The sequence below is a fragment of the Novosphingobium sp. genome, from assembly GCF_041905565.1.
In the GTDB taxonomy this organism is placed as follows: Bacteria; Pseudomonadota; Alphaproteobacteria; order Sphingomonadales; family Sphingomonadaceae; genus Novosphingobium.
Genome location: NZ_JAYRKX010000011.1, coordinates 76,820 through 100,977 on the forward strand (window position 1 = coordinate 76,820; position 24,158 = coordinate 100,977).

21 protein-coding genes, 2 tRNA genes and 1 pseudogene are annotated in these 24,158 nt (G+C 68.0%); 9 read left to right on the forward strand and 15 right to left on the reverse strand.

All coding sequences use genetic code 11. The features are described from left to right. Nucleotides 1-234: 234 nt before the first annotated feature. Together ACE3N9_RS10440 and ACE3N9_RS10445 are read left to right on the forward strand one after the other, a co-directional pair. Nucleotides 235-2,889 (forward strand): TonB-dependent receptor, encoded by a 2,655-nt coding sequence (locus ACE3N9_RS10440; RefSeq protein ID WP_374283572.1) that lies wholly within the window; start codon nucleotides 235-237, stop codon nucleotides 2,887-2,889. A gap of 110 nt (nucleotides 2,890-2,999) precedes the next feature. After that, a complete protein-coding gene (locus ACE3N9_RS10445) occupies nucleotides 3,000-4,334 on the forward strand; it encodes a M28 family peptidase (protein ID WP_374283574.1) in 1,335 nt (444 codons plus the stop codon). A gap of 13 nt (nucleotides 4,335-4,347) precedes the next feature. Here the strand turns inward: ACE3N9_RS10445 and ACE3N9_RS10450 are convergent, their stop codons facing one another. The 5 genes from ACE3N9_RS10450 to ACE3N9_RS10470 all read right to left on the reverse strand — a co-directional run bounded on the left by ACE3N9_RS10450 (nucleotide 4,348) and on the right by ACE3N9_RS10470 (nucleotide 10,480). Next, entirely contained in the window at nucleotides 4,348-5,370 is a 1,023-nt protein-coding gene (locus tag ACE3N9_RS10450; protein WP_374283576.1) for a hypothetical protein, read from the reverse strand. Between the two features lie 75 nt (nucleotides 5,371-5,445). Beyond that, nucleotides 5,446-6,156: a trans-aconitate 2-methyltransferase gene (locus ACE3N9_RS10455; RefSeq protein ID WP_374283578.1), complete on the reverse strand. Its 711-nt coding sequence runs from the start codon at nucleotides 6,154-6,156 to the stop codon at nucleotides 5,446-5,448. Nucleotides 6,157-6,225: 69 nt separating this feature from the next. Continuing rightward, complete coding sequence (locus ACE3N9_RS10460) at nucleotides 6,226-7,383, reverse strand: efflux RND transporter periplasmic adaptor subunit (RefSeq protein WP_374283580.1); 1,158 nt, start codon at nucleotides 7,381-7,383, stop codon at nucleotides 6,226-6,228. Further along, nucleotides 7,380-9,743, reverse strand: coding sequence for an ABC transporter permease (locus ACE3N9_RS10465; RefSeq protein WP_374283581.1), 2,364 nt, complete (start codon nucleotides 9,741-9,743; stop codon nucleotides 7,380-7,382). Before ACE3N9_RS10465 ends, ACE3N9_RS10460 begins: the two co-directional genes overlap by 4 nt. Further along, the gene (locus ACE3N9_RS10470) at nucleotides 9,740-10,480 is read right to left on the reverse strand and encodes an ABC transporter ATP-binding protein (protein WP_374283583.1); all 741 of its coding nucleotides are present in this window, start codon (nucleotides 10,478-10,480) and stop codon (nucleotides 9,740-9,742) included. Before ACE3N9_RS10470 ends, ACE3N9_RS10465 begins: the two co-directional genes overlap by 4 nt. A gap of 128 nt (nucleotides 10,481-10,608) precedes the next feature. On the opposite strand from ACE3N9_RS10470, the gene ACE3N9_RS10475 reads away from it, so the two are divergent. Next, the gene (locus ACE3N9_RS10475) at nucleotides 10,609-12,096 is read left to right on the forward strand and encodes a thymidine phosphorylase family protein (protein ID WP_374283585.1); all 1,488 of its coding nucleotides are present in this window, start codon (nucleotides 10,609-10,611) and stop codon (nucleotides 12,094-12,096) included. Further along, a complete protein-coding gene (locus tag ACE3N9_RS10480; protein WP_374283587.1) occupies nucleotides 12,093-12,986 on the forward strand; it encodes a ribose-phosphate diphosphokinase in 894 nt (297 codons plus the stop codon). Before ACE3N9_RS10475 ends, ACE3N9_RS10480 begins: the two co-directional genes overlap by 4 nt. A 262-nt stretch (nucleotides 12,987-13,248) precedes the next feature. Here the strand turns inward: ACE3N9_RS10480 and ACE3N9_RS10485 are convergent, their stop codons facing one another. The 4 genes and pseudogenes from ACE3N9_RS10485 to ACE3N9_RS10500 all read right to left on the reverse strand — a co-directional run bounded on the left by ACE3N9_RS10485 (nucleotide 13,249) and on the right by ACE3N9_RS10500 (nucleotide 15,083). Continuing rightward, complete coding sequence (locus ACE3N9_RS10485) at nucleotides 13,249-13,800, reverse strand: hypothetical protein (RefSeq protein ID WP_374283589.1); 552 nt, start codon at nucleotides 13,798-13,800, stop codon at nucleotides 13,249-13,251. 104 nt (nucleotides 13,801-13,904) lie between these two features. Further along, nucleotides 13,905-14,090 carry a YezD family protein gene (locus tag ACE3N9_RS10490; RefSeq protein WP_374283591.1) on the reverse strand — a complete coding sequence of 62 codons (186 nt, stop codon included), beginning with the start codon at nucleotides 14,088-14,090 and terminating at the stop codon, nucleotides 13,905-13,907. 109 nt (nucleotides 14,091-14,199) lie between these two features. Then, nucleotides 14,200-14,436 (reverse strand): annotated as a pseudogene (locus ACE3N9_RS10495) (pyridoxal-phosphate dependent enzyme); the annotation flags it as partial. Beyond that, nucleotides 14,433-15,083 carry an RBBP9/YdeN family alpha/beta hydrolase gene (locus ACE3N9_RS10500; RefSeq protein WP_374283593.1) on the reverse strand — a complete coding sequence of 217 codons (651 nt, stop codon included), beginning with the start codon at nucleotides 15,081-15,083 and terminating at the stop codon, nucleotides 14,433-14,435. The pseudogene ACE3N9_RS10495 and the gene ACE3N9_RS10500, both read right to left, overlap by 4 nt. Before the next feature lie 412 nt (nucleotides 15,084-15,495). Between ACE3N9_RS10500 and ACE3N9_RS10505 the strand changes: the two genes are divergently transcribed. Next, nucleotides 15,496-15,684 (forward strand): hypothetical protein, encoded by a 189-nt coding sequence (locus tag ACE3N9_RS10505; protein ID WP_374283595.1) that lies wholly within the window; start codon nucleotides 15,496-15,498, stop codon nucleotides 15,682-15,684. 12 nt (nucleotides 15,685-15,696) lie between these two features. Here ACE3N9_RS10505 and ACE3N9_RS10510 read toward each other — a convergent pair whose 3' ends face one another. Beyond that, on the reverse strand, nucleotides 15,697-16,677 hold the full coding sequence (locus tag ACE3N9_RS10510; RefSeq protein ID WP_374283597.1) for a rhodanese-related sulfurtransferase: 981 nt from the start codon (nucleotides 16,675-16,677) through the stop codon (nucleotides 15,697-15,699). 98 nt (nucleotides 16,678-16,775) lie between these two features. On the opposite strand from ACE3N9_RS10510, the gene ACE3N9_RS10515 reads away from it, so the two are divergent. Further along, nucleotides 16,776-17,036, forward strand: coding sequence for a hypothetical protein (locus tag ACE3N9_RS10515; RefSeq protein WP_374283599.1), 261 nt, complete (start codon nucleotides 16,776-16,778; stop codon nucleotides 17,034-17,036). A gap of 25 nt (nucleotides 17,037-17,061) precedes the next feature. Here ACE3N9_RS10515 and ACE3N9_RS10520 read toward each other — a convergent pair. The 4 genes from ACE3N9_RS10520 to ACE3N9_RS10535 all read right to left on the reverse strand — a co-directional run bounded on the left by ACE3N9_RS10520 (nucleotide 17,062) and on the right by ACE3N9_RS10535 (nucleotide 20,094). Beyond that, a tRNA-Pro gene (locus ACE3N9_RS10520) sits at nucleotides 17,062-17,138 on the reverse strand. A 42-nt stretch (nucleotides 17,139-17,180) separates the two neighbouring features. Continuing rightward, a tRNA-Ile gene (locus ACE3N9_RS10525) sits at nucleotides 17,181-17,256 on the reverse strand. A 54-nt stretch (nucleotides 17,257-17,310) separates the two neighbouring features. Beyond that, nucleotides 17,311-18,315 (reverse strand): polysaccharide deacetylase family protein, encoded by a 1,005-nt coding sequence (locus tag ACE3N9_RS10530; RefSeq protein ID WP_374283600.1) that lies wholly within the window; start codon nucleotides 18,313-18,315, stop codon nucleotides 17,311-17,313. Nucleotides 18,316-18,339: 24 nt separating this feature from the next. After that, a complete protein-coding gene (locus ACE3N9_RS10535) occupies nucleotides 18,340-20,094 on the reverse strand; it encodes a sensor histidine kinase (RefSeq protein WP_374283602.1) in 1,755 nt (584 codons plus the stop codon). 203 nt (nucleotides 20,095-20,297) lie between these two features. Between ACE3N9_RS10535 and ACE3N9_RS10540 the strand changes: the two genes are divergently transcribed. Beyond that, complete coding sequence (locus ACE3N9_RS10540) at nucleotides 20,298-20,762, forward strand: Lrp/AsnC family transcriptional regulator (RefSeq protein ID WP_374283604.1); 465 nt, start codon at nucleotides 20,298-20,300, stop codon at nucleotides 20,760-20,762. Between the two features lie 69 nt (nucleotides 20,763-20,831). Here ACE3N9_RS10540 and ACE3N9_RS10545 read toward each other — a convergent pair whose 3' ends face one another. Continuing rightward, nucleotides 20,832-22,226: a serine hydrolase domain-containing protein gene (locus ACE3N9_RS10545; RefSeq protein ID WP_374283606.1), complete on the reverse strand. Its 1,395-nt coding sequence runs from the start codon at nucleotides 22,224-22,226 to the stop codon at nucleotides 20,832-20,834. A gap of 175 nt (nucleotides 22,227-22,401) precedes the next feature. On the opposite strand from ACE3N9_RS10545, the gene ACE3N9_RS10550 reads away from it, so the two are divergent. Together ACE3N9_RS10550 and ACE3N9_RS10555 are read left to right on the forward strand one after the other, a co-directional pair. Next, a complete protein-coding gene (locus tag ACE3N9_RS10550; protein ID WP_374283608.1) occupies nucleotides 22,402-23,049 on the forward strand; it encodes a DUF47 domain-containing protein in 648 nt (215 codons plus the stop codon). A gap of 27 nt (nucleotides 23,050-23,076) precedes the next feature. Continuing rightward, entirely contained in the window at nucleotides 23,077-24,075 is a 999-nt protein-coding gene (locus tag ACE3N9_RS10555; RefSeq protein ID WP_374283610.1) for an anion permease, read from the forward strand. Nucleotides 24,076-24,158: the final 83 nt, after the last annotated feature.

The window sequence follows — 24,158 nt, forward strand, 5'->3', positions numbered from 1 at the left end:
GACGCGCGCGGGCGGGCAGGGGGCAGGGCTGGCCCAGCCTGGCAAGGGTGGCAGCCGTGCCACAGTCGGAACAAATTGCGCCATGGCCCCTTTCCACGCGCTTCAAGCTGTGGTTGGGGCAGCGGGCCAGGAGGGGTCCCCCATTTAGCCCCTGAACCTTGGGAGGAAGATATGCGAATCAAGTTACTTACGGCGTTCATTGCCGGAACGTCCGCTTTTGCCTGGGCTCCGGCCATGGCGCAGGATGCCGCACCGCAGGCCGATGTGGTCGAAACGGGCGACGCGGACGAAATCATCGTCACCGCCACCCGCCGCAGCGAAGTGCTGTCGGACGTGCCGATCGCGGTTTCGGCCGTCACCGGCGAAGCGCTGGAAAAGACCGGCGCGACCGACGTGCGCGCGCTCAACCAGGTTGCCCCGTCGCTGCTCGTCTCGGGCGCGACCAGCGAAGTGAACTTCACCGCGCGCATCCGCGGCATCGGCACGGTCGGTGAAAACGCCGGCCTCGAAAGCTCGGTCGGCCTGTTCATCGACGGCGTCTATCGCAGCCGCACCGGCGTCGGCCTGACCGAACTGGGCGACATCGAACGCGTCGAAGTGCTGCGCGGGCCGCAGGGCACGCTGTTCGGCCGCAACTCCACCGCGGGCCTGATCAACATCGTCACCAAGGGTCCGGACCTCTCGGGTTTCCAGGCCAAGGGTTCGGCCACCTATGGCAACTACGATTACTGGCGCGTCGATGGCGCGGTGAACGCTCCGCTGAGCGAAACCATCGCCGCCCGCCTCGACGGCGTGTGGATGAAGCGCGACGGCTACCTCAAGCAGGCCACTCCGGGCGAACCGCGTCCCAACGACCGCAACCGCTTCCTGCTGCGCGGCCAGCTGCTGTTCCAGCCGAATGACGACATGAAGCTGCGTCTGATCGCCGATTACGGCGAACACGATGAAAACTGCTGCGCCGGCGTGCTGATGTCGCCGGTGCGCAGCCTGGCGCGCGGGACCGACGGGTTCCCGGTGTCTTCGGCCAACACCCTGCTGCCGCTGCTGCAGGCGCTGGGCGCGAACTACCAGATCCCGACCAATGGCGAGCTGCTGCTGCGCCAGACCGCGACGACCAAGGGCGTGCCCTACCGCGCTGACAGCAAGGACTGGGGCGTTTCGGGCGAACTCAGCTGGAAGCTGGGCGAGATCAACGTGACCGCGATCACCGCCTATCGCAACTACCTGAACCAGCAGGGCCAGGACGGCGATTTCCAGGCGATGGACATCCTGCGCCGCGAAGACCTGGACCGCCACTTCCGCCTGTTCACCCAGGAACTGCGCGTTCAGGGCGAAGCGCTCGACGGGCGCCTGAACTGGCTGTTCGGCGGCTACTACGCCAACGAAAAGCTGTTCGTGGACGACGACATCAAGTACGGTGCGGACTACGAACGCTATGCCAACTGCCTGGCGGCTTCGGCGCTTTCGGCGGCCAACCTCAACCCGGCTTCGGCCACCTGCTCGAACCTGCCGGTCACCAGCTGGCCGGGCTTCCAGGGGCTGGCCACGCTGACCGGTTCGGCGCGGCTCAACGGCACGGGCAACAACGGCGCCAACTTCTTCCAGCAGAGCGAAAACTATGCGTTCTTCACGCATAACACCTTCGACCTGGTCGAAGACAAGCTGAAGCTGACCCTGGGCGCGCGTTACACGCACGAAACCAAGGACCTGACCGGGCAGTCGAATTTCACCAATTCGCTGTGCCCGGCAATCCTGGCCACCCCGTTCCAGAGCCTCGCCTCGATCGCCTGCGTGATCAACGGCGCGGCGGTGTCGCTGCCCAAGGGCAGCGCCGGCACCCACTTTGGCGAAGGCCAGTGGACCGGCACCGCGGTGCTCAGCTACAAGCCGACCGACGACCTGCTGGTCTATGGCTCGGCCTCGAAGGGCTACAAGGCCGGTGGCTTCAACCTCGACTATTCGGCATTGGATCGTCCGTGCAGCATTGTTGGCGGTTCGGCTGCCCAGAATGCGGCCTGCGTCGCCACGCTGGCGCGTCCGGCGCTGACCCCGGGCAATGCCCGGCCCGAAGCGACCGACCTGCAGTTCGCCAGCGAAAAGGTCGATGCCTTCGAAGTGGGCGTGAAGTACAACGGGCGCGGGTTCGACCTGAACGTCGCCGCGTTCTACCAGCGCTACAGCAACTACCAGCTGAACACCTACAACGGCGTGAACTTCGAAGTCACCAACATCCAGGCCTGCAAGGACAGCCTGGCCGGGGCTGATATCGATGGTTCGGCCGCCACGGGTGCCTGCGCCGCCAACCGGCTCAAGCCGGGCGTGACTTCGAAGGGCTTCGAAATCGAAGCCTTCCTGAAGCCGGCCCGCAACTTCGGTGTCAACCTGGGCTTCACCTATGCCGACACCAAGTATGCCAAGGACCTCGTCGGTACGGCTGGCCGTCCGCTAAGCCCGGTGCTGTTCCAGCTGCCCGGCCGTGCGGTGTCGAACGCGCCCAAGTACGTGATGACCGCCGGTGTCAGCTGGACCCCGGACATCGGCAGCACGGGCCTGACCGGGCTGGTCTATTTCGACACCCGTATGCAGAGCGATACCAACACCGGTTCGGACCTGGACATGGAAAAGATCCAGGACGCCTATGCCCTGTTCAACGGGCGCATCGGCATCTACGGCCCGAACAAGCGTTGGGGCGTGGAACTGTGGGGCCAGAACCTGCTCAACAAGAAGTACCAGATGATCGGCGCCGACATGCCGCTACAGGGCAGCGGGACGTTCAACGCGGTCGCTTCGCCGGCCTCGACCGGCCTGGCGGGCACTGCGAACCAGCTGTTCGAGGGCTTCGCGGGCGAACCGCGCACCTGGGGCGCGACGGTGAAGTTCAGCTACTAAGCCTGGCTGACCGCACCTGAACAGGGGCCGGCGGGAGCGATCCCGCCGGCCCTTTGTCTTTTCGACCAGCGGCGCTTGCCTTGGCCCATGTGGGGCAATAGGCCGGGGGGATGAACACTGCATTCCTGCGCGCCGCCGCCCTGTCCGCCCTGGTCCTGTCCACCGCCGCCCGGGCAGATGAACCGCAAACCACCGCCTGGCGCATCCTGGCCGACCTGACGACCGAGATCGGCCCGCGCCTGCCCGGCTCCCCGCGCGAGGCTGCCGCGCGCGACTGGGCGGTTGCCCGCCTGTCGGCGCTGGGGCTGGCCAATGTCCGCAGCGAAGCCTTCCCGATCCAGGGCTGGGTCCGGGGCGAAGAAACCGCCCGGCTGACCGCGCCTTACCCGCAGGCACTGCACATCACCGCGCTGGGCAATTCCGCGCCGACCCCGGCGGGCGGAATCAGCGGCGAACTGGTCTATTTCCCCTCGTTCCAGGCGCTCCAGGCCGCGCCGGATGGTGCGCTCAAGGGCAAGATCGCCTTCATCGACCACGCGATGCGCGCCAACCAGGACGGCTCGGGCTATGGCCCCTATGGCCAGGCGCGGCGGCAGGGGCCCAGCGTGGCCGCGGCCAAGGGCGCGGTGGCGGTGGTGATCCGCTCGATCGGGACCGACCACGTTCGCAACCCGCACACCGGGGTGACCAACTTTGCCAAGGGCGCGGCGGCGATCCCCGCCGGGGCAGTGTCCAACCCGGACGCCGATCTGATCGCCCGCGTTGCCCGCAGCGGCAAGCCGATGCAGCTTGCCCTGACCTTGACCGGCAAGCCCCAGGCCAACCTGCCGTCGGGCAATGTCATCGCCGAAGTGCCGGGGCGCGATCCGTCGCTGCCGGCGATCCTGCTCGGCTGCCATCTCGACAGCTGGGATCTGGGCACCGGGGCGATCGACGATGCTTCGGGCTGCGCGATCATCACCGATGCCGCGCTGCGCCTGCGCGCGCAGGGCCAGCCGCTGCGCACGGTGCGGCTGCTGTGGGCGGGATCTGAGGAACTGGGCGGGTTCGGCGGGCAGGCCTATGCCGCCGCCCATGCCGACCAGCCGCACGCCCTGGCGATGGAAAGCGATTTCGGCGCCGACCGGGTGTGGCGCGTGCGCTTCCGCCTGGCCGAGGCGAACCGCCCGCTGGCCGACCGCGTGGCCGCTGCTCTGGCGCCGCTGGGGATCGTGCGCGGCAATACCGTGGCCAATGGCGGCACCGACGTCGAACCGATGATCGAGCGCCAGAAGCTGGCGGTGATCGACCTCGACCAGGACGGCACCCGTTATTTCGACCTGCACCACACGCCCGACGACACGCTGGACAAGGTCGATCCGGTGCAGCTGGAACAGAACGTCCAGGCCTGGACCGCCGTGCTGGGGATCGTCGCGAACGAGCCGGGGCCGCTCGGCGGTCTGTAGGTCGCGGGAGCGCTCAGCCGGTGCGGATCGCCCGCACCAGCTGGCCGCCGGCGCGCGGCAGCAGGGCATAGCCGGCAAACCACATCGGCATCACGGTAAAGCCCCAGTAGAAATTGTCGCTGCGCGCGAACAGCATCAGCATCAGCGCATAGCCGCCCAGCAGCAGCTGCGCGAACAGTCCGCCGCGCCCGGCCAGCGCCATCCAGCCCAGCGCCGGCAGCAGCGCCAGCAGCAGCGCCAGCGGCTGCGGCAGCACCTGCCAGACCGAGGTATAGGCTACCCCCATCAGGAACCCGCGCAGGCCCAGCCCGCCGCTCCACCCCGGCGAAACGATGTCGCCCGGCCGCACGGTTTGCAGCTGGAAATAGGCGTGGACCGCCATGAACGCGGCGAACAGGCCGATCAGCGCCAGCCAGCGCCCGGCCACGCGCCATTCGCGCCGCAGCGCGGCAAAGGCCAGGGCCAGCAGCGCATAGGGCAGCGCCAATTCGCGCAGCAGCAGCGCCGCGCCGACCGCCGCGAGCTCGGCCCGGGGCAGGCCCCGCAGCCGGCAGGCCAGCGCGATCGACAGCAGCAGGCCGACCCACGGTTCGGTCCCTGCCAGCAGCCCGACATTGGCAATTGCCAGGCTGGCCAGTGCGATCCCGGCCAGCGCGCCCCAGCGCTCCGCCGGGCTGACCAGCGCGCGCAGCGCCGCCGCCCAGGCGATCAGCGCGCCGGCGACCAGGCCAAAGGCCAGCGCCTGCATCATGGGCCAGCCCAGCCGCGCCGCCAGCACGAACAGCGTCGGCTCGCGCACGGTGACGAAGGGCCTCAGCGGATAGGCATGGGCGCGGTGCGTTTCTGCCGCCGCCTCGTGATAGGGCGCGCCGCTGGCGACCCGCGCGGTGATGTCGCGGAACAGCTGCAGGTCGGTGTATTCCTGCGTGCTGACGACGTTCGGGGCCTGGGGCGGGGCGGCAAAGCACCAGGCGCAGGCCAGCAGGAACAGGCCCAGCACCAGCAGGGCAAGCGGTCGGGGCAGGCGTTCCAGCATCAGGACTTCTTGCAAATTTATGCACTGTGGGCAAACCAAAGGCTGCAACAGCCTAAAGTGAGGGATAGCTGCGCCTTAGCTGTCGGCCAGCTTGCGGAACAGCACCAGTCGTTCGCGTGCGCCGTTGATCCGGCGGTTGTCCGGGCCATAGAGCAGGACCAGCGCCTCGTCCTCGCCCATCAGCAGCGGATCGGCTTCGTAGCGCGTGGCCAGCGGGGTATCGGCCAGGCGGAACTGCTGGTTGTAGAGCGCCAGCCAGCCGCCCACCGCAAGATGCCGGTCCAGCATGGCAAGGCCGTCCACAAAACGGGAGAACGGCAGCACCGCGGCGCAGCTGTCGGGTCGGGCGGCTTCAAGGTCACCGTGGCGGAACACCGCCATGGCCAGCACCGCGTCGAACTGCGCGCCCGGCTCGGGTGCCCCGGCGCAGACGTAGGTGCTGCGCGGATCGGGATCGGCTGCGCGGGCGCGGACGATCATCACCCGGTTGAGGTCGAGCCCGGTGATCTTTGCTGCCGGCATCCAGCGGCGCAGCGCGCGCACTTCCGCCCCGCTGGAGCAGCCGAACGAGAGGATGCGCGGTTCGGCAATCGGCGCGAGGTGCTGGGCCAGCATATCGAATACCGCCGGATAGCGATCTTCGCCGGTCTGGGTGTAGGGTTGCAGCAGCTGCCCGGCCGCACTGCGGCGCAGGCGGGCGATTTCGCGGTATTCGGGGCGCAGCAGGCAGCGCAGCCAGTGCGCCGCGCGGCGCGCGCCCGGCAGCCGCTTCAAGCGTTCGCGCAAGGCTGAAGGCGGCTGGTCCGGCATCGCGCGCTGCATGTCACAGCTTGGCCGCGCGGGGAAGCGTGTTGCTCAGCGCGGGGCAACCCGCGCGCCGTCCTTGACGCTGTTGCCGGGGTTCAGCACCAGCACCTGGTCCGCCGCGAGGCCATCCAGCACTTCGCCGAATTCATTGTTGATGTGGCCCAGCTTGACCGCGCGTTCGCGGGCGCGGCTGCGTTCCACCACCAGCACCCGCCAGCCGCCGTCCGCCCCGCGATAGAGCGCGCCGATCGGCACGCGCAGCGCATCGTCCTTGCGCCACAGGATCACCGTGGCGTCCAGCTGGTAGCCATGCCCCAGCCGCGCCGCCTGCGGCAGGCTGGCGGCATCGAAAGCGACGATCAGGTTGACCCGCTGTTCCTCGATCCCCAGCGCCGAAACCTTCAATTTGCCGAACGGTTCGATCCGCAGCACCCGCCCGGTCAGCGGCGCATCGCCGCCCCACTGGGTGATTTCCACCGGATCGCCCGGCTTGACCCGCACCGCCTCGCGGCTGAGCAGGTCGACCACCACTTCGATCCGGGCGGGATCGCCGATCGTCATCAGGGGCGTGCCCTCAGCCACCACGCCGGCGCTTTCGGTGATGACCGACAGCACCGCGCCACTGGCCGGCGCGCGCACGTCCACCGGGTTGCCGCCGCCCGCGCCGCTGACCGGGCGGGCCTGAGCGTGGATCCGGGCAATTTCGGCGCGGGCCTGGGCGAGCGCGGCCTGGGCGCCAATAACGCGGGTGCGCGCGGCTTCCAGCTGGGCGCGCGGCAGGAACCCTCGCCGGGCTAGTTCCTCGGCCCGGGTCAGGTCGCGGCGGGCCTGGGCGAGAGTGGCGGCCGCGCCGCCTTCGGCAGCACGCGCGGCGGCCAGGGCTGCGCCGAGATCGGCCGTGGTGCGCGGATCGAGCGGGGCCGAGGGACGCCCGGTGATCCGCGTGATCAGTGTGCCGCGCGTCACGCTATCGCCCACTTCCAGCTCGATCCGCGAAAGGTAACCGCTGACCGGTGCGGAGACGACGTAGAATTCGTGCGCGCGGGTCACGCCATCGTCGGTGATCCCCACCGCCATCGGCCCGCGCGTGACCCGTGCGGTATCGACCGCGCTGGCCGTGGGCCAGAAGGCAAAGGCCAGCCCCGCTGCCAGCAGGGCCACGATCAGCAGCGCCCAGCGCCAGCGTTTGAACAGATCCGCCATCATTCGCGCGCCTTCAGCACCCGCACCATGTCAAGCCGCTGGACCCGCCGGGCAACGGTGGCAGCGGTGCCCATGGCGGCGATCAGCACGATCACCACCGACCAGCCATAGCTGGCGCGCGAGGGCGCAAAGGGCAGGCGGAACAGATCGGAGCTGAACATCGCGGTCATCAACTGGGCCATGCCATAGCCGATCACGCAGCCGAATGGCACCGAAACCACCACCAGCAGCGCCAGTTCGCCCAGCAGCACCAGCCCCACTTCGCTGCGGAAATAGCCCAGCACGCGCAGCGTCGCCAATTCGTGCGCGCGTTCCGAAAACAGGATCCGCGCGCTGTTATAGACCACGCCGACCGCGATGGCCGAGGCAAAGGCGATGTAGAAGCTGATCATGGTCAGCATGTTCTCGTCGATCATTTCCTCGAACTTTTCCAGCGCGGCAGTCTTTTCGGTCACGCCCAGCACCAAGGGCATGGCCATGAGCCGGGTCAGGATGGCATCGCGCGCGGCGGGGTCGATCCGCAGCAGCGCGGCGCCTGCCGGGGCGCCGTCACGGGCCAGCGCCTCGAGCGTCGCTTCGGCGGCATAGGCACGCTCGCCAATGAATTCGTCGACCACGCTGGCCACCGGCAGCACCTCGCGCGCGCGGCGGCCGCCCAGCATGGTCACTTCCACCCGGTCGCCGCTGCGCACGGCCAGCTTGTCGGCCAGCTGGCGGCTCAGCATCAGGCCCGCCACAGGCATGGGCAGCATCTGCCCGTCGCGGTCGATCCGCAGGCTGAGCTGCGTATCGGCGCGGGTCGCCTCGATCGCGGTGCGCTCGGTGCGGCTGCCGTGGGTGATGGTGGCTGGCACGGCGCGGACGGGTTCGACCCGCAGCACGCCGGGTAGCTGCGCCAGCGCAAACAGCACGTCCTCGCTCCGCGGTTCGGTGAAAGTCACGGTCAGGTCCTGGCGCTGGGCGCGGAAGAAGAACGCATCGAGCATGGTCGTGCTCGAATCGGCGAACTGGGTGGTGGCGAACAGCAGCCCGCCCGACAGCGCCACGCCCAGCACGGTGATCGCCGAACGCCCCGGCCAGCGGGCGATGTGCCGCACGATCATGTGGCCGATTGCGGTGAAGCCCGCCGCCTTGCCCAGCCGTTCGACCAGTCCGGCGCGGTAGACCGGCGGGGGCGGGGGCGACATCGCCACCGCCGGGTTGAGCGCGGCGACCGCGCGCATTCCCCCCAGCGCGCCCAGCGCCGCCGCCGCCAATGACAGCGCCCCCGCCGCCAGGATCACCGAAGGCGCAACGTGGTAGAACAGGAACGGGAAGCGATAGTAGCGCGCATAGATCTCGGTCATCGCGCTGCCCATCCAGATCCCCCCCGCCGCGCCCAGCGCGGTCGCCAGCACGGCGATGGCCAGCGCGAATTTCAGGTAATGCAGCGCGATTGCCCAGTCGGAATAGCCGAACGCCTTGATCAGCCCGATCTGGGTGCGTTCGGTGCGGATCATCCGCCCCAGCACGATATAGACCAGGAACACCGCGACCAGCAGGAACACCGGCGGGATCACCTTGGTCATCGCGTTCAGCTGCATCAGCTCGTTTTCGAGGAAGGCGTGGCTCTGCTGGTCCCTGCGGCCATGCGCGCCGCTGCCGCCATAGGGCGCGAGCAGGGTATCGACCGCGCGGATCACTTCGGCTTCGGACGCGCCGCGCTCCAGCGTCAGGGCTACGCTGTTGATCGCCTCGGTCCGGTCGGTGCTGGCCTCCAGCGCCTTGCGGCCGATCCAGAACACGCCGAAGCGGGTATCGTCGGGGATGATGTCGCCCGGGGCCAGGGCATAGATGTAATCGGGCGCCAGCCCCACGCCGACGATCCGCAGGGTCTGCTTGCGGCCATAGACCAGCGCCTCGATCCGGCTGCCCAGCGCAAGGCCGTTGGCCGAGACGAAGGCCTCGTCCGCCACCACTTCGCCGGGGCTGCCGGGCTGGGGCAGGCGGCCCGCGCGCAGGGTCAGCCGGTTAAGCCGGTTGCCGCCCGCTTCCTCCACCCCGTTCAGCAGCGCGCGGACCGGGGCGGCGCGGCCCGGAAAGTCCAGCGTGGCATATTGCTGGATCGTCCCTTCGGCGCTGCGCACCCCCGGAATTGCGGCCAGCCGGGCGACCACGCTGCGCGGCGCGCGGGTCATGCCGGCAAAGACATCGGCGAACTGGTTGCGCGCATAATAGGCATCGCGCGTGTCCTTGAGCGAGCGGTGTACCCCAACCGACATGACGAAAGTGGCGCAGGCCGCCGCCAGCACCAGCGCGATGGCCAACACCTGCCCGCGCATTTGCCACAGGTCGCGCAGAAGTTTGAGGTCGAGCGCTTTCACCAGCTGATCCCGGCGGGATCGGCGGGCTGGGCGTTGACTTCGATCCGCGCGATCCGGCCATCGAGGAAATGGACCACCCGGTGCGCCATGGCGGCAATCCCGGCGTTGTGGGTGATGATCACCACGCTGGTGCCCAGGTCCCGGTTGGCGCGGGCGAGCGTTTCCAGCACCCTGATCCCGGTCGCGCTGTCGAGCGCGCCGGTCGGCTCGTCGCAGAGCAATACGGCGGGCTGCTTGGCAATCGCGCGGGCCACGGCGACGCGCTGCTGCTCGCCGCCGGAAAGCTGGGCGGGATAGTGGTCGCGCCGGTCGGCCAGTCCGACCAGCTCCAGCGCCTGGCCCGCCGCCATCGGGTGTTCGGCAATGTCGGTTACCAGCCGCACGTTCTCCTCGGCGGTCAGGCTGGGGATCAGGTTGTAGAACTGGAAGATGAAGCCGACATGGGCGCGGCGGAACCGGGTGAGGGCGGCATCATCGAGCGCGGTCAGCTCGCTGTCGCCGTAATGCAGCGTGCCGGTGCTGGGCCGGTCCAGCCCGCCAACGATGTTGAGCAGGGTCGACTTGCCGCTGCCCGAAGGGCCCAGCAGCACCAGGATTTCGCCCGCCGGAATATCCAGGTCCACCCCGCGCAGCGCCTGCACTTCGGTCTCGCCGGTCTGGTAGACCTTGCCCAGGCCGCGTGCGCGAAATGCCAGACCCGCCGCGCCCGGCTGTGCATCTGTGCTGCCTTCGCTCATGGCCGGATCGCCCCTTGCTGCCGCAGGCCGCACCATGCCTGCACGGGCCATCGTCGGGCATTGCGCGAGAACAAACAAGTCTGGCGAAAATACGATATAAGCGGGCCTGCTGCACAAGGGAGCAATGGATGTTCAGGATTCGCGCGGTCGCGATTGATACCTATCCGGAAAACACCGCGTTCCTGCCCCGCAACGACAGCGGCTATGGCGCGGAGCAGTTCCAGGCGCTGCGCAAGATCGAGATCTGCCACGACGGCACCAGCATCCTGGCGACCCTGGCGATCATGGACGATGAACACCTGCTGCAACGCGGCGAGATTGGCCTGGGTGAACAGGCGTTCCGCCGCCTCGGCCTGCCCGAAGGAACCGAGGTGACCATCGCCCAGGCCAAGCCGCCCGCCAGCCTTGAGGCGGTGCGGCGCAAGATCGGCGGCGATACCCTGACCGACGATGAAATCGCCGCGATCATCCGCGATGTCGCCCGGCATCTCTATTCGCCGATGGAAATCGCCGCGTTCCTGGTCGCCTGCGCGGCGTTCATGACCACGGATGAGACCCTGGCCCTGACCCGGGCGATGGCCAATGTCGGCAACCGGCTGAAATGGGATGCGCCGCTGGTGGTGGACAAGCACTGCATCGGCGGCATCCCCGGCAACCGCACCTCGATGATCGTGGTGCCGATCGTCGCCGCGCACGGGCTGATCATTCCCAAGACCTCGTCGCGCGCGATCACTTCGCCCTCGGGCACGTCCGACACGATGGAGGTGCTGGCCAACGTCGATATCTCGGTCGAACGGATGCAGGAGATCGTCGCGCGCGAAAACGCGGTGCTGGCCTGGGGCGGGCGGGTGAACCTGTCGCCTGCGGATGACGTGCTGATCTCGGTCGAACGCCCACTGCGGATTGACACCTACGAACAGATGGTCGCCTCGATCCTGTCGAAGAAGCTGGCGGCGGGATCGACCCACCTGGTGATCGACATTCCGGTTGGCCCCAGCGCCAAGGTGCGCAGCCACAACGAGGCGGTGCGGCTGCGCAAGCTGTTCGAATATGTCGCGGGCAAGGTCGGCATCACCATCGACGTGGTGCTGACCGATGGGTCGCAGCCGATCGGGCGCGGGATCGGCCCGGTGCTCGAAGCGCGCGACGTGATGGCGGTGCTGCGCGGCGAGCCGAACGCCCCGGCCGACCTGCGCGACCGCGCGGTGATGCTGGCCGGGCGGGTGCTCGATTTCGATCCGCGCATCGAGGGCGGGCAGGGTCATGCCCGCGCGCTCGAACTGCTCGAATCCGGCGCGGCGCTGGCGGCGATGGAGCGGCTGATCCTGGCCCAGGGGCCGCAGCAACAGTCGATGCCGCTGGGGCAGCTGACCCACGAGGTGCCCGCGCCGCGTGATGGCCGCGTGACCGCGATCGATTGCCACCTGATTGCCCGCATCGCCCGGCTGGCCGGGGCGCCGATGGAAAAGGGCGCAGGGATCGACCTGCTGTGCAAGGTTGGCGATGCGGTGGGGGCGGGGCAGGCGCTCTACCGCATCCACGCGACGTCGCAGACCGGGCTGAACTTCGCATGCGAGCTGGCGGGCGAAGCCTCGGGCTATACGGTGGCGGCGTGAACGCGGCGGTCCATCACTTCGCGCACGATGACGGCCCGGCGCGGCGATTGGCCGAGGCGCTCGGCCTGCCGGTCCATGCAATCGCGCATCGCCGCTTTCCCGATGGCGAAAGCCTGGTGCAGGTTGAACCCGGCGGGGGCGAGGGGACGGCGCTGCTCTATTGCCCGCTCGACGATCCTGACGCGCGGATCATGCCGCTGCTGCTCGCCGCCTCGGCCCTACGCGATCAGGGCGCGGCGCGGCTGGTGCTGGTCGCGCCCTATCTGGGCTACATGCGCCAGGACTGCGCCTTTGCGCCCGGCCAGGCAGTGTCGCAGCGGGTGATCGGCACCCTGATCGCGCAGACGTTCGACGCCCTTGTCACGGTCGATCCGCACCTGCACCGCACGTCCTGCCTGGACGCGGTGGTGCCAGGGATCGAGGCGCTGAGCCTTTCGGCAGCGCCGGCCATCGCCGGGGCGATTGCCGCGATGGTCACGCCCGATACCGTGCTGGTCGGCCCGGACGCGGAATCGCGCCCCTGGGTCCAGTCGGTCGCCGCGCCGGCGGGGCTCGACCTGATCGTCGGCACCAAGCAGCGCCGCGGCGACCGCGCGGTGGAAATCACCCTGGAGGAAGCCGGCAAGGTCGCGGGCCGCCCGGCACTGCTGGTCGATGACGTGATTTCAAGTGGCGGCACGCTGATCGCCTGCGCCAAGGCGCTGCGCGCGGCTGGGGCGACCAGCATCGGCGCCGTCGCCAGCCACTGCCTGGCAAGCGAGGCTGATCTTGCCGCCCTGGCCGCCGCCGGGATCGCCCCGGTGCTGGCCTGCGACAGCGTGCCCGGCCCGGTCGCGACGATCCCGCTGGCCCCGGTTCTGGCCGCCGCGATCCGGCAGAGCCTGCTTTAGGGTCAGGACCCATAAACCGCACCTTCGAGGTTTGAGTCAAAATGGCCTGTCGCGAGGAGAGAAGGCGCGGGAATATGTCGATATTTCAAGACTTCTCGACGCTGCGAGAGGCAATTGTGGCCAAATCCCTGCGGGACGGCAGAATGGCTTCCATCTCGAACGAAAATTCCCTTGGAAAGGCAACCAGCCTTCCCGGCGGGAATTTCCGCCCGATATGTTCGCCATTCTGCCGCCTCGAAGGTGCGGTTTATGGGTCCTGACCCTAGGGCAAGCGCGGCGGCGGGGGCGGCGATACCAGGCTGAATTCGTTGAACAGGACTACGGGGGACAGCCAGTCGTTCCAGAAATGGCATTCCTCGTCGGGCAGGCCCTGGTCGATCGTGCGGTCGATGTCGATCAGTAGCCGCGCGCGGCGCTGCGCCGTGCCGACCAGCGGCAGGATCGCGGCGAACTGGTCCGGCGGCAGGTACAGGTGGATCGCGTAATGATCCGGCGCCACGGCGGCCAGCGCGCCGCGCTGTCCGTTCAGCGCGATGCTCTGGAACAGGTCGGGGTAGAGCCCGGGATAGCTCGCCTCCGGCAGGGCCTCGAACACCTCGAGGTAGCCGGGCAGTTCGGCCAGGTGGCGCTCCAACCGTTCGAGCCACATCGGCGATGTGCTGGACAGATCGGCCATGATGCTGCGCGACATCGCGCCAGTGGCATAGAAATCGGCCCGCAACCGGATTTCCGACAAGTCGAACAGCGGCGCGCGGCCAATCGCCGGACCATCGGTTACGCGCCAGTCGCTTTGCTCATTCGGGAACTCTGACATGGCCGGATCGGTAGGGCATTCGCGGCGCGGGCGAAACCCCAGTTACTGCCATGGCTCAGCCCCGTTCCGCCAGCGCGCGCCTGGCGGTCATCGTTACGGACAGGTCAGCCGAAGCGCTGCATTTCAGTGACGTCGAGCTGCACCACCTTGCCTTCGTGCACGGTCAGCACAACCTGGCCAAAGCGCAGCGTGTCGAGCGCCGCGCGGACAGCCGCCAGCGTTTCGGCGTGGCGGTCAGCGCCGGGCGAAGCCGGGGGGCGGGCGATGGAAAGGGTCGGCTTGTCAGCCATGGCGGGTACTCCAGTGGGCGGAACGGTCAATCGGTGGGCAGGAAATCCCGGCCAGCAGCCTGTCCTCGCGCGCGGAACGGGGGGTCCAGGTCCTGGCCTCGCCGGGTTCGAGCAGGGCAAGGCCGACGCCGGGGTTACCCGACGCCGGCTCGATGATCGTGGCCACCGGGGCAAGCTCGCCACTTGCCTCGGCAGCCTCGATCATGGCGGGCGCGATCCGGTCCTTGATCGACCCGCCGGGGTTGCTCCGTTCGTTCTTCACCCGGACCTGGGCATCGGGAAACAGCCGCGCCAGCCGGACATGCGGCGTGCGGCCAAGCGTTTCAGGCACGGATGCGGCCTTCACAGCGCGATCTCCACCTGGGGCGGCTGGGCCAGGCCCGGCAGGCTGCGCACCCTGGGCACTTCGGCATGGACGAAGCGGCGCAGCAATTGCTGCAGCAGGAACTGGCCGAAAGGCCAGTCATCCAGCCCGGATTCGGCGTTGATGTGGCCAACCCGCCCGGCATCGGCAAAATTGCTGCCCCACGAGCGCGCGAGGCGGCGCGACGTGCGATAGCCCATGAAGGGATCGTTCTGGCTGGCAACCAGGATCGAGGGGAACGACAGCGGCTCGGCCGGGGTGGGTGCGAACGGGGCGATGCGTTCATCCAGCGGGAAGAAATCGACTTCGGGCGGCGCCACCAGCAGCGCGCCCAGCACGTTGCTGTCCGGCCCGGGGCGTTCCAGCTGCGCCCACCAGGCCACGGCCAGGCAGCCCAGGCTGTGCGCGGCCAGCACCACTGGCCGCCCGGCCTGGCCGATCGCGAGGTTGAGCTGGTTGACCCAGGTGTTGCGATGCGGGCGGTCCCACATCCCCAGCTCGACGCGCTGGCAATCGCTGCGCTGCTGTTCCCACCGGGTCTGCCAGTGGTCGGGGCCGCTGTTGTTCAGGCCGGGAACGGTCAGGACCAGCGGGGTACGGGCAGGATCGGGCAATCCGGCATTGGCCATCGGGCAACTCCATGAAGTGCTGGGGCCGGTCGACTTGGATTACGTTCCGACAGACCTGCTATTTATGTCAATTGAATTAGTAGACAATAGACTGGCGGTGAACCGTGGGACTGCTTCGACGAAGCGTGCGAACGCGGCATGTGGCCGGAAAGAGCTTGACCTTGACCTTGCGGGTGGTGGGGCAGGATCGCCCAGGGTAAATGGCTTGCGGCGTCAGACGATCAGTCCGAAAGCGCCCATGGCGCCGCCTGCCGTCATTGGAAATTGGTGTGCATGCGCATCGCTTCACCTCATCGTTTGTGAGGGGAACGGGACGCCTGGGGTTATCGCCCCAGCATCGCGCGCTTTGGCAGTTGGTAACGCGGAGCAAGCTGCATCGCGATCAAAAGCCGCGGTCCGGGCCCTGTTGCGCGTGGCTGGACGTGCGCTCGATACGCGGTTCAAGCAGGGCATCGCGCTGGCGGCCTTCGCTGCGCTGGCGCGGCTGGCCGCCGTGGCCGCAATCCTGATCTTGCGGGTCCGGCTGGGCCTGATCCGGGTGCTGGGGGTGATGATGGCGCTGGGCCTGGCGCGGCATTTCACCGGACTTGCCAGCGCCTAATGGGTCCTGACCCTAGGGCCGGGCGCGTTGCGCCCCCTGGCCGGCCTGGCTGGATCCAACATGGCTTTCCCCTCGGGCAAGCGCCAATTGCTCCTGCCGGTAGCGCTCCCGGGCGGATGCGCGCTGCTGCTCGGTCCGTTCCGAATGGCATGTCGCGCAGCTGACGCCCGTCTCGTAGAGCGGCGACTGGCGGTCCTCCTCGCTCATCGGACGGCGACATGCGCGGCAAAGGGTATGGCTGCCCTCGGCCAGGCCGTGGCCGACCGCCACCCGTTCGTCGAAGACAAAGCATTCCCCGTGCCAGAGGCTCTCGTCCTCGGGCACCGTTTCCAGGTATTTGAGAATGCCGCCCTTGAGGTGGAACACATCGGCGACGCCTTCCTGCTTGAGAAGGGCCGTCGATTTCTCGCAGCGAATCCCGCCGGTGCAGAACATCGCGACTTTCGGTTGCTGGCCCTGGCCCAGCAGCGCTTCGCGGTGTTGGCGAAACCATTCGGGAAACTGGCGAAATGTGGTCGTGCCCGGGTCGATCGCACCGGCAAAGCTGCCGATCGCGATTTCATAGTCGTTGCGCGTGTCGATCACGATGGTTGCGGGGTCGAGGATCAGCGCATTCCATGCGCCCGGCTCGACATAGGTCCCGACACTGGCGCGCGGATCGATATCCGGTTCGCCCATGGTTACAATCTCGCGCTTCAGCCGGACCTTCAGGCGATGGAAGGGCATGACCATGGCGGACGACAGCTTGACATCGAGGTCCGCGCAATCGGGGAGCGACCGGAGATGCTCCAGCACCCGATCAATCGCCGCCGGGGTGCCGGCGATCGTGCCGTTGATGCCCTCCGGCGCCAGCAGCAGCGTGCCGCGCACCCCCTGCTCACGGCACAGGCGTTCGATTCCGGCGCGCAGGGCCGCGCAATCGTCGAAGCGGGTAAAACGGTAAAGTGCCGCCACGCTCAGCGGCGGCGTCGACGATTCCAATCGGTCATCCATGCGGTCCCCATAGATCGGCTCGAGCGATCCGTCAGCCCATCGCGCGCAGCCGAATTGTGGTTGCCGCGCCCCCTGGCAAGAGGCACGGGTGATGGGCCATGAAGAAGAAGCGCCGCTACCTCACCGCGACCATGCCGGATGGCTATGAAAAGACCATCGGGCCGACCACCGACAGCTTTACGCACTATTGGCGGATCGTGGCCGAGCTTGAGAACGGCAAAACCGAGGTGTTCTGGGGTCACGCCCGTTCGCTGAACGAAGCCCGCCGCAAGCGTGCCCCGGCCGAGGAGGCATCGAAGATGCGCGGATGGAAGAGTTTCACCTTCGAAATCGTCGAACTGGTGGCAACGCCGGCGTGACTGCTGCCGCCAAGGCATTGAACGATGGTCGGGGAGACAGGATTCGAACCTGCGACCCTCTGCTCCCAAAGCAGATGCGCTACCAGGCTGCGCTACTCCCCGACCCTGGTTCTCGTCGCGGCCCGGCCCCGAAGGGCTGGTTGCTGGTGGGCCCGGCAGGATTCGAACCCGCGACCTAGCCGTTATGAGCGGCCAGCTCTAACCGCTGAGCTACAGGCCCGTCCCCAGCCAATGCCCTTGCCGGACAGCGGCGGCCCTAGCTTGCCCGGGGCGCTTAGGCAAGCTCCACAGCCGCCATCAGTTCGGCCACGCTGGCCGGGCGCACGCCGCGCTGGGCGAGGTAGGCAAAGGCGCCGCGCCACCAGTCATACAGCGCGTCCAGATCGTCCTCACTGCGGACATAGGGGGTGAAACCGGGGGCGAGCGAGGGGCTGTGGAACGAGAACACCAGCACTGGCAGGCGTTCATCCAGCGCGATGTCGATCCCGCGGATCGCTTCGTCCAGAGTTACCCCTTCGGGGGTCAGCGGGATGCGTTCGAGCATGCCGATTCGCGCCAGCGCGCCGCGCAGGCGCGGCACGCGCCACATCTTGGGGTAAAGCCACGGCCCCAACTGGCGCAGCAGGCCCCAATAGACCGAGGTCAGCGGCAGTTCCATCAGCCCGGCCTGGCGGTCCAGCCAATAGGGCGTAACCGGAAATTCGCGGAAATTGGGGCCGCCCCCGGCGCTGTAATCGAACCGCGCGCGCACTGAGGTGTCGATCGCGATCCTGCCTTCGGCCAGAATCCCGGCGGAGTTGGGGCCAACGCCGTAGCGTCCGGCGCGGTAGATCAGCGGATCGGTGCCGAAATTGGCCTTGATCGCATCGCGCAGGCGCATGAATTTTTCGCGTTCGAGCGCAGGCGGCAGGTTGCCGGCAAAGGTGTTGTGCTCAACCACCTCCTCGTCGAACGGGGGGCTGACCCACGGGTGCAGCTGGACGCCCACTTCGGCCCGCCCAGCCGCAATCGCGCCGCGCAGGATATCCCCCGCCAAGGGGGAGGTGGCGATCGGATAGTCCACCAGGTAGATCGGGCAAACGCCCTGACCTTCGCAGAATTCCTGGAACCGGGCCAGCCGGGCGATCGAATGAAGGGTATAGCCTTCGCGCTGGATCGGGCGGGTCCAGTCGAATTCTTCCTCGGTATCGACGGTCAGGATGAAGCGCTGGCCAAAACCGGGGGCGAACCGCACCGGTTCGGCATTGGCGGGCAAGTCCGTGATCCGGGTCTGCGCCACCTTCTTAAATTCCCCTGTCAGTTGTTAACCGGCAGCGTCGCGGCCGGACCTATCGCTATGATCCGAAGCGTTCGCGGTCAACCCCGGCAGTTCCAGTCGCAGCCGGTCGTCGCGCCGTTCAAGGCTGCCGCCGGCGGCGCGGGCTTCGGCCCGGACCAGCCGCAGGGCAAAGCCAATGCCGAACACGCCCGCCGTGATCACCTGGGGCACGGCGCCGACGGCGGCGGCAAATAGGGCGGCATCGTCCATCCGGGCCAGCGCGGCGGGCAATTGCACGCTCAGCCGCAGGCCCGCGCCCTTGCGCCGCAGTCGCAGCTTGAGCATTTCGCCGGGTGCGGCGCTGCCGGCCAGGGTCGCCAGCAGGCGCCAGACCATGCGTTCAACCTCGATCCGCTCCAGCGCGACGGGCATCGTTCCATCCTCGATCCGCGCGTTAAAGCCGCTGCCGCGCGAGCGGGTGTGCGCGGCTAGCTGGGCCACAGTTGCGCCGACCGATGCGGAAAAATCGGTTTCGCCGACCTCCGGGGCCAGCGCGCCGCTGTCCAGCTTGGCCAGCCGTTCCAGTTCCTCGAACGCGGCCAGCATCCGCGCGGCATCGCCCGCGATGCCGGCCGCCAGGGCGCGGTATTCGTGCGGAGTGGGGCCGAACAGCTGCTGCTGGATCACTTCGGCAAAGCCCTGGATCGCGTTAACCGGGGTGCGCAATTCGTGGAGCATCTGGCGCAGGCGGTCGGCCTCGCTGTCGCGCACCGGCGGGTTGGCGGCGAGCGGCGCGGCACCGGATGCGGGGCGGCGCATGCGCCCGCGATAGCCGGTAAAGCGCCCGGTCAGCGGATCGAACCCCGGGGCTGCGTCGATCCGCCAGGTCCCGGCAATCGCCCGCGCACCGTCCAGCTGGACCATGACCGCGCGCAGCGGCTGGCGGCGGTGCAGCGCGTCGCGCAGCGAGGCGGCGGCGCCGCTGTGATCAAGCGCCAGTCCAACCGTCATCGGCGCCACGCCGGGATCGGCCCAGACGATCCGCCCAGCGGCATCGGTGGCGAAATCGAACGCGCGCGGCTCGCCCGGCACGTGCAGCACGTGGTCCTCACCCAGCGGCAGGCGCGGGGAATCCCCGGCCGGGCCGGCTTCGACCACCTGGCGGGAACGGCGATAGGCTTCGATCCGCTTGACCAGCGCGCCGATGCTGTCCTCGCCCCGGGCGGGCGGGGGCGGCAGAACCTCGGCCTCGGGCGGCGGGGCAGGCGCGGCTGTGGGCTGCGCGGTGGCTTCGGCGGGCCGGGGCGCCGGCTGAGCGGCAGCATCTGCGGCCACCTCTGCGGCGGCAGGCAGGCCGCGTTCGCGGATGCCAAGCCGGGCCAGCAGATCGCGCGCCTGCGGCCCAAGGTCCTGGCGGCGGTGCATTTCGGCGCGGGCCGTGGGGGGCAGGGCGGGGATCAGGTCAAGCCACTGTTCCTCGCTCAACCGGGCGCGGGCGAGGGCGCTGGCGGTGACCTGGCTTTCGCCGCCGGCCAGCACGGCCAGCAGCCGGGGCGAATGCAGCCGCAGCCCCTGATCGTTCAGGATCGCGGCGCGCTCGGCCGCGGGCAACTGGCGCGACAGATCGGCGAGGCGAGCATAGGCGGCATCGAGCTGCGGCCCTTGCGCATCGGCAGGCAGGGTACCGAGCAGATCGACCAGCTGGCGGTACTGCGCGCGCGCGCCGACCCCTCCGTCAGCGCGCAGGCGCAGCACGGTGGCCAGGCGGTCGTCAAACAGCATCGCGGCTCCACTCGTCACGGTTGGCCCCCTTGCGGCGGATGCGCGGGGGCAGCTCGGCATACCAGACGTGGAGGATTGGGAAAGCGCGCGCGATTGATGCGTTGCAAAGCGGGACAATTGCGATATGAAACAATAAAATTATCGGCTTGCGGCATAGATTGCTGTGAATATTGCCCTGTCCGGGCATTGTGCTGCGCGATCCGATGTAAAAAGGTGGGCAAATGGCAAATCTCGATTCCATCGACCGGCGCTTGCTCGCCGAGCTGCAGGACGAGGGGCGGGTGACCAATGTCGAATTGGCCAACCGCGTCGGACTGACCGCGCCCCCATGCCTGCGCCGGGTCCGCGCGCTTGAGGAATCGGGCGTTATTCGCGGCTATCACGCCGATCTCGACGCATCGAAACTGGGTTTCGCGATCACCGTTTTCGCGATGGTCAGCCTGAAAAGCCAGGCCGAGGATTCGCTGCGCCAGTTCGAGGAAGCGATGCGCGACCTGCCCGAAGTGCGCGAGTGCCACATGCTGAACGGCGAGATCGACTTCATCCTCAAGATCGTCAGCAAGGACCTGCAAAGTTTCCAGGAATTCCTGACCAGCAAGCTGACCCCGGCCCCGAACGTCGCCAGCGTCAAGACCAGCCTGACGATCCGCACCGCCAAGCAGATGCCCGGCGTGCCGCTGGAATAGGGTGAGTTCTTGCTTGGTGCGCTGACTCGCCTTGCGCGATCAGCTTGGCTTGGCCGGCCCGCTCCCCACTTAATCCGGCATCACGATAAACTGTTCCCAGCGGCCCTGTTCGCCCGGTTCGGCATAGGTGCTGAGCAGCAGCTTCTTCTGTCCGAACTGCAGCGCGAACACGCGGTTGACGAAGCCGCCGCGCATCCGCGGCGGGCGGGTGGGGCCAATCGCGGTGAGCGGGCCGAGCGCTTTCAGACTGGCGGAATAATCGCCCAAGGTCTGCGCATTGAAGTAATGGCGCGCGTTGGACGTGAAGCGAGCGGGATCGAACCGCCCGGCGATCAGCGCGCGCAGCGTGGCGCGGGCATCGGCCGTGCGCAGCGCCTCGTTCGCATCCGTGGCGGGCGAACGCGGCAGCACCACTTCGGCGATGCGGTGGGTCAATTCGTCCTGCACGTCGGCGAAATCGGCATTGGTCAGCACGACCACGGCCACGCCGTCGTCGATCCACACCGAATTCTGCGACAGGAAGCCAACCGATTCGCCGCCGTGATCGACCACGCGGCGCCCGCCGACCAGGTGGGTGGCCACCCCCAGGCCATAGCCGCTGGCCGTGCCATCGGCGAGCCGCACCGGGCGTTCCATTTCCTCCCAGTCCTCGCGCGGGAGCAGGCGGCGCTCGATCCGGGCCTGGTTCCAGATGGCCAGTTCCGCCGCGGTCATCGACAGTTCGCCCGCCGCCCACAGCCAGCCCCGCGCAGGCGGCGTGGCAGCGCGCACCGGGCCCAGCGCGTTGCGGTGGTAGCCCTGGGGAAAGCCTGGGCCATTGGTATCGTCCATCGCGTGCGGGCGAATCCCCAGCGGATCGAAGATCCGTTCCCGCAGTTGCTGCATCAGCGGCTTGCCGCCGACCTGCTCGGCGATCAGCCCGGCCACGACATAACCGGTGTTGGAATACTGCCGCCGCGTGCCCGGTTCATAGTCCAGCGGCTTCATTGCCCAGCGCCGGACGATGTCCTGCGGCGACACGGGCTGCGCCATGTCGGCAAAGCTGTAGTCCTGCGGCCAATAGTCCTGCAGGCCGGAGGTATGGGCCAGCAGCATGCGCAGCGTGATGCGGTCCGCGCCCGAAACGTCGGGCAACCAGCGGGCAACCTTGTCGTCCAGGCGAAGTTTGCCGTCGTTCTCCAGCATCATCAGCAAGGCTGCCAGGAACTGCTTGGAATTGGACGCGATCTGGTAGGGCAGGTCGGTGCGGGCCTGGGGGATCGCTTCGGACGCCTTGCCCCAGGCCTTGTCGAGCACCAGTTCGCCGCCGCGCACCACCGCGACCTGGGCCGATGGTACACCGGTGCGGGCCAGCGCCTGGGTGACCGCGCGGTCGATCTCGGCGGCCTCGTCGCCGGTCAGGGGTTGGGCCAGCACGGGGCTGGGCAGGGCAACCAGGGCGAGCAGCAGGGCAGAGTGACGCATTCTGCGGCGGTAGGGCAGCCGGCGGCCAGCGGCAAGCGCAGCGCGGCGTGCGACTGCGGATAGCCGCGCTGGCAGGCCGCCCTGTGGACAGGGCACGGCCGCAGGCAAGTTCCCCCTGTCGAATCTGTCGCACTGCTGTCATAGGCGTGTCACGAATTCCTGAGGGGGAAGTACAATGTTTGGTTGGTTCCAGCGGCTGCTGCCGCATTCGGGCGATTTCTTCGTGCTGTTCGAACGCCACGCCGCCGCGCTGAACGGCGCGGCCGATGCACTGGCGCAGCTGACTGCCGGGCAGGGCGAACGCGACGCCCACCTGCGCACGATCCGCGACCGCGAGCATGACGCGGACGAAGTGATCCGCGAAACGCTGCACGAAGTGCGCCAGACCTTCCTGACCCCGTTCGATCGCGGCGCAATCACCGCGCTGATCGGGTCGATGGACGATACCATCGACGAGATGAACCGCTCCGCCTCGGCGATCGAACTGCTCGAAGTCACCACGTTCGACCCGCAGATGAAGCAGATCGGCGTGCTGGTGCAGGATGCCGCCCGCCTGATCGCCGAAGCCATGCCGCTACTGCGCGATGTGGAACGCAACGGCCGCCGCCTCCACGCACTGACCGCCAAGCTGGTCAAGCTGGAAGGCGAAGTCGATGTGCTGCACGATACCGGGATGCGCAATGCCTTCCAGGCGCAAAAGGCCAAGCCCGATCCGCTGGCCTTCATGGTCGCGCGCGAGATCTACAAGAACCTCGAACGCATCGCCGACGCCTTTGAAGACGTCGCGAACGAAATCGACAGCCTGGTCATCGACCACGGCTGAGGCCGCCCACATTTCAGGAGTACGGCAATGCACGAGCTTGCCTTTCCATTGCTGGTCGGCCTGATCATCATCGCGCTGGCCTTCGATTTCCTCAACGGCCTGCATGATGCAGCCAATTCGATCGCCACGGTGGTATCCACCCGGCTGCTTTCGCCGGTCTGGGCGGTGGTCTTCGCCGCCTTCGGCAACTTCGCCGCCTATTGGCTGGTGCCGCTGCACGTTGCCGATACCATCGGCAAGGGCATCATCAACAAGGACATGGTCACCCCCGGCGTGGTGTTCGGCGCGCTCATCGGGGCGATGTTCTGGAACGTGGTGACCTGGCTCAAGGGCATTCCGTCCAGTTCCAGCCACGCGCTGCTGGGCGGGCTGCTGGGGGCGGGGATCGTCCACGGCGGGTTCGACGCGGTCGAAAGCAAGAAGACCCTGGAAACGATCTTCGCGATCTTCCTGTCGCCGATGATCGGCTTTGCCCTGGCCATGCTGATGGTGCTGCTGACCAGCTGGCTGTTCAAGGGGTTCCAGCCGCGCCGCGCCGAAGGGGTGTTCAAGACACTGCACATCTTCTCGTCAGCGGCCTATTCGATCAGCCACGGCGGCAATGATGCGCAGAAGACCATGGGGATCATCACGGTCCTGCTTTATTCCACCGGCAATCTGGGCGGAGAATATCACATCCCGACCTGGGTGGTGATTTCCTGCTACCTGGCGATTTCGCTGGGCACGCTGTCGGGCGGGTGGAAGATCATCAAGACCATGGGGACCAAGATCACCAAGCTGAACCACCATACGGGCTTCTGTGCCAGCACGGCGGGGTCGATCGTGGTGTTCAGCGCCAGCATCATGGGCATTCCGGTGTCCACTACCCACGCCATCACCGGCAGTGTGATCGGCACCGGCGCCGCGCGCAAGGCCAGCGCCGTGCGCTGGGGCGTGGCGGGCCGGGTGGTGACGGCCTGGTTCATCACCATCCCGGCCAGCGCGGCTGTGGGCGCGGTGTTCTATGAACTGACCCGGATGTTCTGATCCACGTGCCGCTGCGGCGGTGCGATGATCCTGCAGGGGCCGGGGCTGCGATCATGCGCCCCGGCTCTTTCGCGTTCACGATC